Origin of the sequence: Polyangium mundeleinium, assembly GCF_028369105.1 — a bacterium.
Lineage (GTDB): Bacteria > Myxococcota_A > Polyangia > Polyangiales > Polyangiaceae > Polyangium > Polyangium mundeleinium.
This window is the reverse complement of the sequence record NZ_JAQNDO010000001.1, coordinates 9564892-9578372: the sequence shown is the minus strand read 5'-3', so window position 1 is coordinate 9578372 and position 13481 is coordinate 9564892. Positions and strand designations below refer to the sequence as shown.

Here is a 13481-nt window from a genome sequence, read left to right as displayed (position 1 = left end):
CGTGATCGCGGCGAGAAAGACATCCCGTCCGCCGTGATGTCAATTGGTCCTTCGGCATCCAAAGGGGTCATGCGCGACATCCGTCCGTCCCACCTGCGCGTAAAACCCCTCGTGGGGTTGCTCCTCGGCCTTTCCTCGCTCGCTTGCGCGCCCCTCTTGCCTTCTCGCAGCTTTCACGCGCCCGGCGCGCCCGTCGGACGTATCTCCGCGAGGCTCGTGCCCGCGCCCGGCGTCCGATCGGGTGGGCCTCACCTCGTGACGTTTGGCCTGCCATTGCCACCGGAATCGCTCACGCGCGCGGGCCTCGCGACCGTGCGTGTCCTCCAGGGCGGTGTGGAGATTCCGGCGCACGTCGAGGAGCTCACCCCTTATCGGCATCTCACCGATCCTGCGCGCTCCGGGCGCTGGGTGCGTGTCGCGCGGGTGCAGCTCACCCATACCTTCCCGACGAGCCCTCCGGAGCCCACGTCCGTCATCGTCGAATGGGGCGCCGCGGAGCGCACGCGCGACGTCCCCGACCTCGTCCCGACGCGGCGGGGTTTTCATTCCGTCACCGAAGGCAGCTTCACGCCCGAGGACCTCGTCACCGAGCCCGCCGTCTACGTCGTCCTGCCCAAGGCGTTCCTCGCGCAAGGGGCCTTGCGCACGCCGTTCGTGCCGCTCGACGATCGCGTCGGCGAAGACATGGATCCCCCCGCGCTCCTCCACGGCCGGCGCCTGCCGTGGCCGCTTGCGTACGACGTTGCCCAAAAGAACTATTTTTATGGCCTCCTCAACGACCCGGCCGGCGACAACCCCTACCGGACGAACCTCGACAACAACGGCGAGGCCTGGCTTTACGATCGCGCCTCCGCGATGTTCGTCCTGTACCTCCGGGGCGGCTCGGCCCGGGTTCTTCGCGAGGCGGTGCGCGCGTCGGTCTTTTACGAGCGCCTCCTCGTGCTCGCCCGGCAACACCGGGGGGATCCTTCGGCGGAGGCGCGCCATCAGGCGGCGTTTTTCTCGTGGCGCAAGCCGAGGCCCGATCCAAAGGACGCCGCCAAGGAGCCCGCCTGGGATCCGAAATACTCCTACGTGGAGTGCCTCGCGCTCATGCATTGGCTCACGGGGGACGACCGTATCCTCGACAAGCTCGACGCCTTGGTCGCCGCCTTCGCGGACGTCCCCTCGCGCTGGTCGCCCGCGTATTTGCCCGTCCGCCAGAGCACGGGCGAGCGGCTCCGCGAGGCGTGGACGGAGAGGCACGTGGCATTCAAGCTGCTGGCCGCGACGATCGCGTTCGAGCTCCGGGGGCGGGAGGAGGACCGCGCGCGGGTCGTTCGTATCGTGGAGGATCTGCTCTGGCATCAGGATCAGAGCCGCCCCGGCGGCCTGTTCGCGCGGGGCGGCGCGGTCGTGGACGGCGGGCTTTACCATTTCGGCACGCAACACGATCCGGACGAGGCGGGCGAGGAGCTCGTCGCTTCGCCCTGGATGTCCGCGCTGCTCGTCGACGCCATGGTGCGTGTTCATGCCTTATGGGAAGACCCGCGCATTGCACGCTTCATCGTGCGCATGGGAAGGATGCTCTCGGCGGCCTCGAAGGTGCGCGTGCAGCCCGACGGTTCGAGGAGGCTCACGCCCGATTACCTCGTTCGCCCCGACGGCTCCATGCACACCGATCACGACGGCGACGCGCACGCGGCGGACGTGATGGGGGCGCTCGCCTGGGCCGACGCGTTCGCGCGCCTCCTCGGCGAGCCGGATCCCAGGTTTCGCCGTGTGATCCTCGGCTCGCCGGGGCTCTACGAGACGTTCACGGGACAGCTCTTCCAGAGCCCGGACGATTGGATGCTGCGGCCTTACCGCCGTTATGCGTGGATGTTCCGGACCTCGGCGGCGTTTTCGTATGCGCTGGGGGCGCGGTGAGGGAGATCGAGGTGGGGGCGCAGGGGGACGACTCCTTCGCAGGACCCTTCGCCGGGGGAGGTGAGACCGTCTCCGGGAGGGGTGAGACGGTCTCCAGAGACAGAGGCGAGTGTCTTCCGGGAGGGGAAGACCCTCCTGCAAGAGGGGTGAGACCCTCCTGCAAGAGGGTTGGGAGCGTCCTCGCGGGGGAGGAGACCCCCCTCCGGAAGGGGTGCAGGTGTCCCGGGGAGGAAGGACAGGGCCTCCGGGGAAGGACGATACCCTCCTGCAAGAGGGTCGCGCGTGTCCTCGCGGTGAAGGAGAACCCTGTCCCGGAAGGGACGAGGGGGTCTCCGACGGCGGTCGGGAGGGTCTCGGAGAGGATCGTCAGCTTTCAAGCGGAGGGACGAGAGCGTCCTCCGAGGGAGGCGAGAGCCTCTCGAAGAGGGAGGGCGCTGTTCTCGAAAAGGGACGAGAGCGTTGTTCAGGGGGATGGGACGGTCGTTGGGGAGGGTCGAGCGGGTCCTCCAAGAGGGGTGCGCGTGTCCCTCCGGGGATGTGCTGCTGGCCCCGGGAGCTCACCCGGAAGCGGGAGCGGGAACGTCATGCGGGGCCGGCGTACGGCCCCGCCGCGCGCGCGCCCCCCGTTCCCGTGAGCTCGAACAGCTCGGTGGAGAGAAGAGACGCCGGCTCACCACCGTGCCTCCGAAGTCGAGCGTGAAGCCCGCTTCGTTCGTCGGCCCGAGCTCTTCCTCGAAGTGCGTTTCGAGGACCTTGCATTCCCCAAGGGACTGAGCGGACGCCAAGAGGGTCTCGAATGTGTTCGCGAGCCGTTGCTCCGCCCGCGCCGGGTCGTTCATGAAGACGAGAACATCAATCGTCAGTTCATGTCGGCCGTCGGTCGAAACGAGCTTGAGCCCGGTTTCCTCCTCGGGCTCGACCTCCGACCATTCCGCACGAGCAACCTTCAGTAGAAAACGCGGCCGCACGATGACGTTCGTGCCGGGACTCGGCCCCCCCATCGTCAGCGGCTCTCCCCACGGCACGAGAGCGTCGCTACCTTCGGCGACGTCGCTGTCGTCGTCGTCGTCGCTGTCCTCGTCGCTGTCCTCTTCGAGATCGTTCTCCTCGATCGGCTCAGCGTCCGCCTGGATGGTTTGCCCGACGCGCGCGGCGAATTGAATGGAGCTTGCGCATCGGGCAAACGCAGGGTCGACACGCGCAAGCCCGAACAGACGCGCACCGGCCGGGACAACGAGGATGGGCGCCTTATTGGTGAACGTCCCGCGCCCTTTGCCAGCGCCGATGGGGTTGTTTGCCCGAGGCGCCGGTGATCCGTTACGATAGGCAATGGTCCGGATGCCGGGGGAATCCTTCGACGACAGCATCTACCGCATCGAGCGGCAGCGGCACGAGGGCTTCGTCGGCCGCGCCGCGCTGCTGGGCCGGCTCGATCGGCTCCTCGGCGCGGATGAGCGTCATCGCGCGGATCGCTGGGTCGTGGTGACCGGCGGCCCGGGCATGGGCAAGAGCGCGCTGCTGGCGGAGTGGCTGGCGCGGCGCGAGGCGGCGGGCGAAGTGGTGCCGCATCACTTCATTCGCCGGGGCGAGTACGATTGGGACGATCCGGCGAAGCTGGTCGGCTCGCTGGTGGCGCAGCTCGAGGCGTGCTTCCCCGATCGGCGCGAGCCGGAGGTGGATACGCGGCGGCACCCGGCGGCGCGGCTGGCCGCGATGCTGGCGCGCGTGTCAGCGGGCGAGCTGGCGCCGCGCGGCGCACGCCTGGTCGTGATGATCGACGGCCTCGACGAGTACGATCCGCCGGCGGGCGCGGCGACCGCCGATCCACTCGCGGCGTTCCTGCCGCACAGCCTGCCGCGCGGCGTGAGCTTCCTGTGCGCGACCCGGCCCAAGCACCCGTACCTGGAGCTGCTCGCGGCCCGCGACGGCGAGCTTTTGCAGATCGATCTCGACGAGCAGGAGCTGGCCGAGGACAACGCCGTGACGGTGCGCGCGTTCTGGGAGCGCGCGGCGCCGCTGCTCGACCTCGACGCGCGGTTCGTCCAGGAGGCGGCGGCGCGCGCGTGCGGCAACCTGCAGCACGCCGCGACGCTGCGGAGACACCTGGCCGGGCTGCCGGCGGCGGCGCGCCGCGCCCTGGACATCCCGCGCGGCCTCGCGGCGCTGCTCGCGAAGTCGTGGCGGCGCATCGCGGCCGATCCGATCGCCCGGCACGGCCTGGGGATCCTGTGCGCGGCGCGCGAGGCGCTCACGCTCGACGAGCTCGCCGTCGCTGCGGGCTGGAGCGACGCGGGGCAGCGCGAGGCGTTCGTGCGCGGCACGCGCGAGCTCCTCGTCGAGACCAAGCACCCGGACGGCGAGGGCGAGTACCGGCTGCACCACGACTCGATCCGCATGCACGTCGCGAAGGAGCTGGGTGCGGAGGCGATCCGCGAGCGCCACAGGGAGCTGGCGCAGCGGCTCGCGACATGGCCGTCGCCGGGCGGTGCCGCGGCACGCCGCTACGCCCTGCGCCACGGGTTGATCCACCGCGTCGAGGCGGCCGACTGGAAGGCCGCCGCAGGGCTCGCCGCGAACCTCGGGTACCTGGAGGCGAAGTGCCGCGAACTGGGGCCGCGCGACGCGGAGGCCGACGTGGCGCGGGTCGCCGAGCGCTGTCGCGCGAGCGGGGACGCGGAGCTCTGCCAGCGCCTCGCAGACCTGGCGCGGGCGCTGGCGTGCGAGTCGCGCTGGTTGTGGGATGCGCCGGAGGCGCTCGCGCCCCTCCTGTGGAACCGGCTGCGGCGGATGAGGCAGACCGAGGAGAAGATCGAGACGCGGCTGCAGGTCCCGGCCGGGGCGACGTTCCTGCGCGTGCGGTGCGCGGTCCCGCCGAGGAGCGCCGCGCTCGTGCGTGACCTCGTCGGCCACTCCCCCCACGAGGTCATCAAGTGCGCGGTGACGCCCGACAGCAAGGGCGTGGTCTCGGCATCGTTCGACCGGACGCTCAAGGTGTGGGATCTCGGCAGCGGTCGGCTCCTCAGGACGCTCGTCGGTCACACGCGCTGGGTGACCGCGTGCGCGGTGATGGCGGACGGCCGGCGCGTGGTGTCGGGGGCAGACGACGGGATCCTGAAGGTCTGGGACCTGGAGAGCGGGCGCGAGCTCGCCACCCTGCGGGGGCACACCGGGCAGGTGAACGCGTGCGCGGCGGCGGCGGACGGGCCGCGTGTGGTCTCGGCGTCGAACGACGGCACGCTGCGGGTCTGGGACGTGGAGCGCGGGTGCGAGCTCGCCACGCTGGAGGGCCACGCCGACTGGGTGCGGACGTGCGCGCTGACGCCGGACGGGCAGCGCGTGGTGTCGGGATCGTACGACGGGACGCTGAAGGTGTGGGACCTCGAGAGCGGCCGCGTGCTTGCGACGTTCGAGGGCCACACGGACTGGGTGAGGGCGTGCGCGGTGACCGCGGACGGGCGGCGCGTGGTGTCGGGGTCGCGCGACGGGACGCTCCGGGTCTGGGATCTAGAGAGCGGGCGCACGCTCGTCACGATGACGGGCAACGGGGGCTGGGTGCTCGTGTGCGCGGTGACGCCGGACGGCCGGCACATCGTCTCGGGGTCGCTCGACGGGACGCTGCAGCTCTGGGACCTCGAGAGCGGGCGCATGCTCGCCGTCCTGCGGGGGCACACCGATTGGGTCCGGTCGTGCGTGGTGACCGGAGACGGCCGCCACGCGGTCTCGGCCTCGGGCGACGGCACGCTGAAGGTGTGGGATCTCGCGCGCGCACGCGCCATCGGCAACGGCGAGGCCGACCGGGTGACCGCGTGCGCGATCTCGCCCGACGGGCGGCGCGTGATCTGGAGGGCGGGGGACGGGACGCCGAGGGGCCTGGACCTCGAGGACGGGGGCGAGCTCGGGGCCGAGGAGGTGCACGCGGCTGGCAACCTCGAGCAAGCGACGGCCCGTGATGCGGCGAGCGTGCGCGTGCGCGCTGGCCTCGAGGTCCGCGCCGGCCCGATGCTCGCGTGCGCGGTGACCGAGGACGGCCGCCGCGCGGTCACGGCGTCCGCGGACCGGACGCTCAGGGTGTGGGACGTCGAGACGGGTGAGTGCCTGTTCACGCACCGCGGCGATGCCGCGTTCACCGCGGTCGCGGCGACCGGCGCCTGCATCGCCGCGGGCGACGCGAACGGCGAGGTCTGCGTGCTGGACTGGCCGCCGCGGCGCGCGGCCTTGCCCACCGCCACCCCTGGCCCCGAGGCGGCGCCGGGCGCGCGTCCGGCTCGCGAGCCGCCGCGGCGGCACACCATCCTGTTTTTGGCCGCGAACCCCGGGGGGACCGTCCGGATCGCGCTCGACGAGGAGGCGCGCGCGATCCAGGAGGCGCTGGAGCGCAGCCGGTTCCGGGACCGCTTCGAGCTCGTGACGCGCTGGGCGACGCAGCCCGACGATCTGCTCCGCGAGCTCGTCAACCTCCAGCCGACGGTGCTCCACTTCAGCGGCCACGGCGGCGGGGACGCCGCCGGCGAGCACCGGACCGGTCCGCGCAGAGAGTTCGCGGAGGAGCCCGCGCCGGCGGCCGGCGGTCGGGAGCAGGGCCTGGTCTTCCATCACGGCGAGGGCCGCGCCCGGCTCGTCTCGAGCGACGCACTCGCGAAGGTGTTCGGCGCGGCGGGGGCCTCGGTCCGGCTGGTGATCCTCAACGCCTGCCACAGCGAGGACCACATCGAGGTGCTGCGGGCGCACGTCGACTGCGTCGTCGGGATGAGCGGCTCGATCTGTGACGCCGCCGCGCGGCGATACGCGAGCGGCTTCTACACCGGCCTCGGCGCGCGCCAGTCGGTCGCGGCGGCGCACGTGCAGGGGTGCGCCGCGATCAGCCTGGCGGGGCTGCCCGACGCGGACCTCCCGCGGCTCTGCGTGCGCGCCGGCGCCTCGGCAGAGCGGCTCGTCCTCGCCGAGGGTCCTCCGTAGGCGCGTGCAGCCGGCGTGTCCCCCCGGCATTCGCGCTGCAATCCTCGGCCGGGAGCTGGGCGGAGGGGGAGGAGACCGCGGAGCTACGCCGGATCAGGGGTTGGGGAACTGGAAGCGGAAGTGGCTCCTTCGCCCGCCTTCACGGGAGGAGCCCCGCTTCTCGACACTGCCGCTCCAGGACGCCGGGGTTGAAGGCGTACCGAGCCGCTTGTTCTCGGCAGAGGGGGCCCGTTGTCGCAGGGGGGCGCCCGCGCGTCCGGAATCCGTAGCGGGAGCGGCAAGCGGGAGGGGTGACGGGGAGCGGATCGGGGCGTGCGCGCGGCACGTCTCGCTCCGAGCGAGATGCGTCGACCGCATCGCGATCGACGCATCAAGCGTCCAGGGTGGGGCCGGGATGAAACCCCGGCGAGACGCGGAGGCGTGTCCTCCCTCGGATTACATCCCCGTTCCCTTGAGCAGGGTCGTGGCCTTGGTCGAGAAGCCCGTCACGGTCGCCGAGAGGGTCGCGGCCCGGAGGCCTGTGCCCGCGGGCGTGAATCGCACGTCGGCCGTGAACGTGCCTCCGGCCGGGACCGTGGCCGGCAAGGGCGAAGACGGCGTCACCGAGAATTCGCCGATATGGCTCCCGCTCAGCGTGAGCGCCGTGATCGTCTGCGGGTTGCCCGACGGGTTCGTGTACGTCACGGTCTGCGGCGCACTCTGCGTGGAATGCGCCTGGCCCGGGAAGCTGACCTCCTGCGCCGTCGTGAACGCAGGAATCGGCATCGACGCGTACAGCGCGTTGCGGATGAGCTTCGCGGCGTCGGTCGTCGTATCCCAGCCGATCGCGCTGTTGCCCGTGGTCGAAAGGCCAAAGCCGTTGATCTCGATCAGTGGCCGCCCCGTCGCGACGCCGCTCGACACCACGCCTCGGACCAAGGCGGGCGTGCCGTCCGAGAACAGCGCGACGACAATGGGGTTGTTCTTGTTGAACGCTGATGCCGGCATGTGGTACGGCGATGAGCCTTGGTAGCCGAACGTCGTGACGCCCGTGAGCAGCGGGCTGCCCGGCTCGAGGATGGTGCCGAGCGTGACCTTCGTCGTGAGAAAGTCGGCCGGCGCGATGGGCGTCGAGAGCGTGTATTGCGTGGCGAAGCGACCCTTCAGGGCATACGTGCCCGTCTCCTGCGACTCGTAATCGAAGAGCACGACACCGCCGCCCTGCTCGTAATAGTCGGCCAGGTTGTCGCCGAACGCCGTCGAGACCGACAGGTACGTCATGACCGCGACGGCGTCGTACGCCTTCAGTTGCGCCAGCGTCGGCGTCGTGGAGTTGATGTTGACGAAGCCGACGGACGCGAACGAGGCCGTGGCCACGAGCTTGGTCTGGAGGTCGGTCGTCGGGCCCGCATACAGGACGCCGACCGTCGGCGGGAAAACGCCCGTGTACGTGCCGCCCACCCTGCCATTGCCGTTCGCGAGGTTCGCGCAGACGCCGGCCGCGCAGACCTGGTTCGCGCCGCACGTGGTGCCGCAAGCGCCGCAGGCGAGGCTGTTGTCGGAGAGGTTCACGCAGCTCGCGCCGCACGTGTTCTCCCCGGGGAGGCAAGCGCAGGCGCCGCCCGAGCAGACCTGGCTCGACGAGCACGCATTGCCGCAAGCGCCGCAGTTCGCCTTGTTGCTCGACGTGTCGACGCACGCGCTGCCGCACGCCGTGGTGCCGCCGGCGCAGGTGAACCCGCATGCGCCGTTCGAGCAGACCTCGCTGGCCGCGCAGGCATTGCCGCAGGCGCCGCAGTTCGTCGGATCGTTCTTCGTGTCGACACACGCGCTGCCGCATTTCATGGTGCCGCCGGCGCAGGTGAGCGCGCAGGCGCCCTGCGAGCAGACCTCGCCGGCGGCGCAGGCATTGCCGCAGGCGCCGCAGTTCGCCGGGTCGTTCATCGCGTCGACACACGCGCTGCCGCATTTCATGGTGCCGCCGGCGCAGGTGAGCGCGCAGGCGCCCTGCGAGCAGACCTCGCCCATGGCGCAGAGCGTGTTGCAGGCGCCGCAGTTGGCCGGGTCGTTCGAGATGTCGACGCAGGCGTTTCCGCATTTCGTGGCGCCGCCGGCGCAGGTGAGCGCGCAGGCGCCCTGCGAGCAGACCTCGCCCATGGCGCAAAGGGCGCCGCAAGCGCCGCAGTTGGCCGGGTCGTTCGAGGTGTCGACGCAGGCGTTCCCGCATTTCGTGGCGCCGCCGACGCAGGTGAGCGCGCAGGCGCCCTGCGAGCAGATCTCGCCGGCGGCACAGGTGTTGTCGCAAGCGCCGCAGTTGGCCGGGTCGTTCGAGGTGTCGACGCAGGCGTCGCCGCATTTCGTGGTGCCGCCGGCGCAGGTGAGCCCACACGCGCCTTGCGAGCAGACCTCACCGGCGGGACAGACGTTGTCGCAGGCGCCGCAGTTTGCCGGGTCGTTCGTGGTGTCGACGCAGAGCTCACCACATTTCGTGGTGCCGCCGGCGCAGGTGAGCGAGCACGCGCCCTGCGAGCAGACCTCGCCCGCTGCACACGCGCTCGCGCACGCGCCGCAATTTTGGGGGTCGAGGTTGGTGTCGACGCAGGCGTCGCCGCATTTCGTGGTGCCGCCGCCGCAGGTGAGGGCGCATGCGCCGTTCGAGCAAACCTCGCCCGCCGCGCACGTGTTGCCGCAGGTGCCGCAGTTCAGCGGGTTCGTGTCGAGGTCGACGCACGCCCCGCCGCACGTGTCCTGCCCGGCCGGGCAAGCGGCTCCGCCGCCGGCACCCCCGAGGCCGCCGGCGCCTCCCGTGCCGCCGGTGCCGCCGGTGCCGCCGCTTCCGCCGCCCTCCCCGGAGCAGGCCGCCACGAGGAGCGCCGCGACGAGCGCGGAAAGCGCGAGCCCTCCCCGCCGCGCGCCGAGGACCGTCGTCATGGGTTGGTGTGCGTAAGTTCGGGATCTGGTCATTGATTCATCCCCGTAGGTTTCGTTTTGGAGTCAAAGAAATTCACGACCAGCCTTCCATAGTATCATTGTCCGCTCCGCGGAGAGCAGGCGTGTGCGTGCCCCGCATGACAATGGCGTGCGGCGTGGGGTGACGTCGGCGGAGCGACGGCGATTTTCAGCCGGAGCGCACGAGCGCTTCGAGCGAGATCGACTGCAAGAGGCCCTTTCCGATGGGACGCTTGTCCTCCCAGAAGACACGCGCCTCGAAGAAGGCCCGCGCCGCCTCGCTCTGCAAGGCCCGGAGGGCCGCCTCGGCCTCCTCGCGGGTCTCGAATGGCAGGAAATAACACGTGTCGTCGAGCACCACCGGGCGCCCCTCGTGCGGCTCGACCAGCGAGAAGGAGAATTTCTTGTAGAGGCCGCAAATCGCGACCTTGTACGGCGCGAACGTGTACGGCCCGATTCCGAAGACCGAGAAGGGGGGCTTGTCGCGATAAATGGAGCTCTTCCGGACGTCGAACTTTTCCTCGTGCCGGACGAGGTAGGCCCATGCCCGCGGCGCCTGATCCCGCAAGGTCCGCGTCTCTTCGCCGAGCGCGCGTTGCGTCACGAGCACGAAGCGCCTCCCCGGGCGCCGCCCATTCGCCACGTCCGAGCCCTTGAGCAGTGGAAAGACCACGGACGCCTCGATGTCGACCCGCTCGCCGAGACCATTGACGAGCGCGCCGTCCTTCGCTTCGAGCTCCATCACCGGCGCGCAGTCGTGCTTGAGCCCCGAGCGCCAGGCCGGCGTGCATTGGCCTTCGAGGCCCTGCGTGCGTTCGAGTCGATCGATATCGCTGTAAATGCGCCCGCCGTGCACGCCCATCGTCCGCCGCGGAATTTCGGCGTCGAGTGAATCGAAGACCGCCCAGCCGCGCGCCGGGGGGCCTCCCGGCGGATCCGTCGCGAGCGTCATCACCACGGCCGCCGTCGCCACGTCGAATGCGCCACGCGCGTCGATCCGGTACGTCGCGCCCGAGACCCGAACCCCCTCGTGGGTGACGTGCTCCATCACCCGCCGCGCGACGTTGCTCTTGCAGAGCACGACCATGCGGAAATCACGGCCGCGGAGCGCCGCGAGCAGGCGCAGGAGGATCCACTCCGAGACGTCGAAATTGCTCTTGCCCGTTCGCGCGTCGAGGCCCCGGAACCGCTTGAAGTTCGATTTCGGCGGCAAGTTCCGCGAGCCGAGCGCGCCGAGATCGGCGCTCGTGACCCACGGCGGATTGCCCAGCACGAGCACCGGATCCGGCATCGCCGCGAGCACGTCCTCCCACGCGACCTCGAAGCAATCGCCGAGGCGCACGTCGACCGGGGAGCCCGCGAGCGCGAGGCGCGCCGTCTCGACGTGGCCAGGGTCGATGTCGAATCCGCGGGCGGGGATGTCCGGAAAGACCTCGGCAGCCGCTGTGAGGAACGCGCCTTTGCCGCACGTGGGCTCCAGGATCGAGGACGGGCGCGCCCCGAGCCGCGCGGCGAGGCGGGAGACCTGCCGCGCGAGATCGAGGGGCGTCTGCCAGTCCCCACGCTCGACGCGCGAGGGCCGCAAGGGCGCTGTCACGCCGAGGCGTCCGCGACCTGCGCGAGCATCTCCGCCTCGGCGCAGAGGTTGCCGTCGACGCGCGCCTCGCCCCGGAGCTTCCACACCGGGCCCCGCCGCTGCAAGGCCGTGGCCGAGAGATCGAGCCTGTCGCCCGGCACGACGGGTCTGCGGAAGCGCGCCTTGTCGATGCCCAGGAAGAGCACGACCTTGGGCTTGGGCCCCGGCGCGGGGTCGGACGCATGCGCGAGCAGGCCGCCGATCTGCACCATGGATTCGACGATCAGGACGCCGGGCATGATCGGGTGCGCGGGGAAATGGCCCTGGAACCAGGGCTCGTTGTACGCGACGCACTTGTGCCCCGCGATGCGCTCGCCCGGCACGAGCTCCGTCACGCGATCGACCATCACCATCGGATACCGATGCGGCAGGATCGTGAGGATCTCACGCACCTCGATCGGGAGTTTTACGTTCGCCCCTTCGGTCACCCGGACCGTCCCTTCCGTTTGCGCCCCGGCTCTTCGGTCGACACTCGGGGCTTCGGGTCGCCTTCGGCGCCCTTCGCCCCGAACCCCAGCTGGCGCGCCGTCGCGCGGAGCCACCGCGCCTTGTCCACCGCGGGATACCCGCCGAACACGGCGCCCGCAGGCACGTCGCCGATGACGCCTGCTTTCGCGGCGAGCCGCGCCCCGGCGCCGACGTCGCAATGATCGGCGACGCCCACCTGCCCGCCGACGAGCGCGCCCGCGCCGATGCGCGACGAGCCAGCGAAGCCCGATTGCGCCGCGACGAGCGCGCCCGCGCCGACGGAGGCGTTGTGGCCGACGTGCACGTGCGCGTCGAGCTTGGCGCCGCGGCCGATCACGGTCGGTCCGAGCGTGCCGGCGTCGATGGTGCAGAGCGGGCCGATCTCGACGTCGTCCTCGACGATCACGCCGCCGAGCTGCGGCACGCGCACGACGCCGCCCGCGGGCGATGCGGCCCAGCCGAAGCCAGGGCGACCGAGGACCGACGAGGCGCCGACGACGACACGCGCGCCGAGCGAGACGCCGCCGTACACGACGACGTGGGGCTCGATGCGGCAGTGCGGGCCGATCTCGGCGCCTGCATACACGACGGCGAAGGGGCCGATGATCGCGGTGGGATCGACGTTCGCGAAGGGATCGATCCGCGCGAGCGCGCGCGCGTCCGTGGGCGCGGGCTGGGGCACCCGTTCGAGCACGCAGGCGAGCGCGTAGGCGGCGTGCGGGTGGAGCCAGCGTTTGCCCGCGGGCACGAGCGAGGCGAGTGATCCATCGACGAGGAGAAACGCGTCGCTCGCGCGCGCGGCTTCGAGATACCGGCGCGAAAGAAGCGGCGCGAGGGTCGTCGCGCCTTCGGAGGCGTCTGCGTCGACCGGAGCGATGCGGGACACGACGGCGTCCTCGAGGCCCGGATCGAGCGTGCCCCCGAGCGTCGCTGCGAGCTCGCGAAGAGGCACGGGCGCGGGGAGGACGGCGCCGGCGCTACTTCTTTTCGTCGCCGCCTCCCGACGGTTTGTCGCCGCCGCCCTCGGCCGGGGCGTCGCCGCCGCCGCCGTCGCCGCCGGAGTTGTACATCTGCACGACCTGCTCGGTGAGGTCGAGATCCGGCCGCGCGTAGGGCGTCGCGGAGCGGTCGAGGATGAGCTCGTAGCCGTTCTTCTTCGCGAGGCGCGTGATGATGCCCATCATCTTGCGGAGGATGGGGCCCGTCAGGTCGCCCTGCTTCTTCTGGAGCTCTTTGTTGTAGTCGACGAAGCTCGTCTGGAGCTCGACCATGCGGCGCTGCCAGTCCTCCATGCGGCGGGCGAGGGCCTCGCGCGAGAGCACGCGGGCCTGGCGCTCGATGTCCTCGCGTGCGCGCTGGAGCTCCTCTTGCTTCGCGTCGAGCTCTTTCTGGCGCTTGTCGAAGAGCTTCTTCAGCGTGCCCTGGGCGCGGATGCCGTCCTCGGTCTGCATGACGGCCTGCTGGACGTCGACGACCGCGATCTTGTTCTCGGCCGAGGCAGAGCCAGGGGCGAGGGCGATGAGCGCGGAGAGCATGGTGGCGGCGAGAGCCGCGTGGAGGCGGGGAAGGCGACGCAGTAGCATGA

The 13481-nt window shown here is 71.2% G+C and carries 8 protein-coding genes; 2 read left to right on the top strand and 6 right to left on the bottom strand.

The features are described 5' to 3' along the window. The first annotated feature begins 69 nt into the window (after positions 1-69). The gene (locus POL67_RS37755) at positions 70-1908 is read left to right on the top strand and encodes a hypothetical protein (protein WP_271925498.1); all 1839 of its coding nucleotides are present in this window, start codon (positions 70-72) and stop codon (positions 1906-1908) included. Between the two features lie 557 nt (positions 1909-2465). Here POL67_RS37755 and POL67_RS37750 read toward each other — a convergent pair. Beyond that, entirely contained in the window at positions 2466-3275 is an 810-nt protein-coding gene (locus tag POL67_RS37750) for a hypothetical protein (RefSeq protein ID WP_271925497.1), read from the bottom strand. On the opposite strand from POL67_RS37750, the gene POL67_RS37745 reads away from it, so the two are divergent. Then, entirely contained in the window at positions 3247-6864 is a 3618-nt protein-coding gene (locus POL67_RS37745) for an AAA family ATPase (protein WP_271925496.1), read from the top strand. The two genes, POL67_RS37750 and POL67_RS37745, sit on opposite strands and share 29 nt — an antisense overlap. A gap of 435 nt (positions 6865-7299) precedes the next feature. Here the strand turns inward: POL67_RS37745 and POL67_RS37740 are convergent, their stop codons facing one another. The 5 genes from POL67_RS37740 to POL67_RS37720 all read right to left on the bottom strand — a co-directional run bounded on the left by POL67_RS37740 (position 7300) and on the right by POL67_RS37720 (position 13479). Continuing rightward, positions 7300-9774, bottom strand: a complete 2475-nt coding sequence (locus POL67_RS37740) for an MXAN_6577-like cysteine-rich protein (protein WP_271925495.1) — start codon at positions 9772-9774, stop codon at positions 7300-7302. A 187-nt stretch (positions 9775-9961) separates the two neighbouring features. Further along, complete coding sequence (locus tag POL67_RS37735; RefSeq protein WP_271925494.1) at positions 9962-11389, bottom strand: DNA methyltransferase family protein; 1428 nt, start codon at positions 11387-11389, stop codon at positions 9962-9964. Next, the gene (gene fabZ / locus POL67_RS53210) at positions 11386-11856 is read right to left on the bottom strand and encodes a 3-hydroxyacyl-ACP dehydratase FabZ (RefSeq protein WP_308789570.1); all 471 of its coding nucleotides are present in this window, start codon (positions 11854-11856) and stop codon (positions 11386-11388) included. The genes POL67_RS37735 and fabZ overlap by 4 nt, the downstream gene beginning before the upstream one ends. Beyond that, the gene (locus tag POL67_RS37725) at positions 11853-12848 is read right to left on the bottom strand and encodes a hypothetical protein (RefSeq protein WP_271925493.1); all 996 of its coding nucleotides are present in this window, start codon (positions 12846-12848) and stop codon (positions 11853-11855) included. The genes fabZ and POL67_RS37725 overlap by 4 nt, the downstream gene beginning before the upstream one ends. Positions 12849-12873: 25 nt before the next feature. Further along, entirely contained in the window at positions 12874-13479 is a 606-nt protein-coding gene (locus POL67_RS37720) for an OmpH/Skp family outer membrane protein (RefSeq protein ID WP_271925492.1), read from the bottom strand. Between the last annotated feature and the right edge of the window lie 2 nt (positions 13480-13481).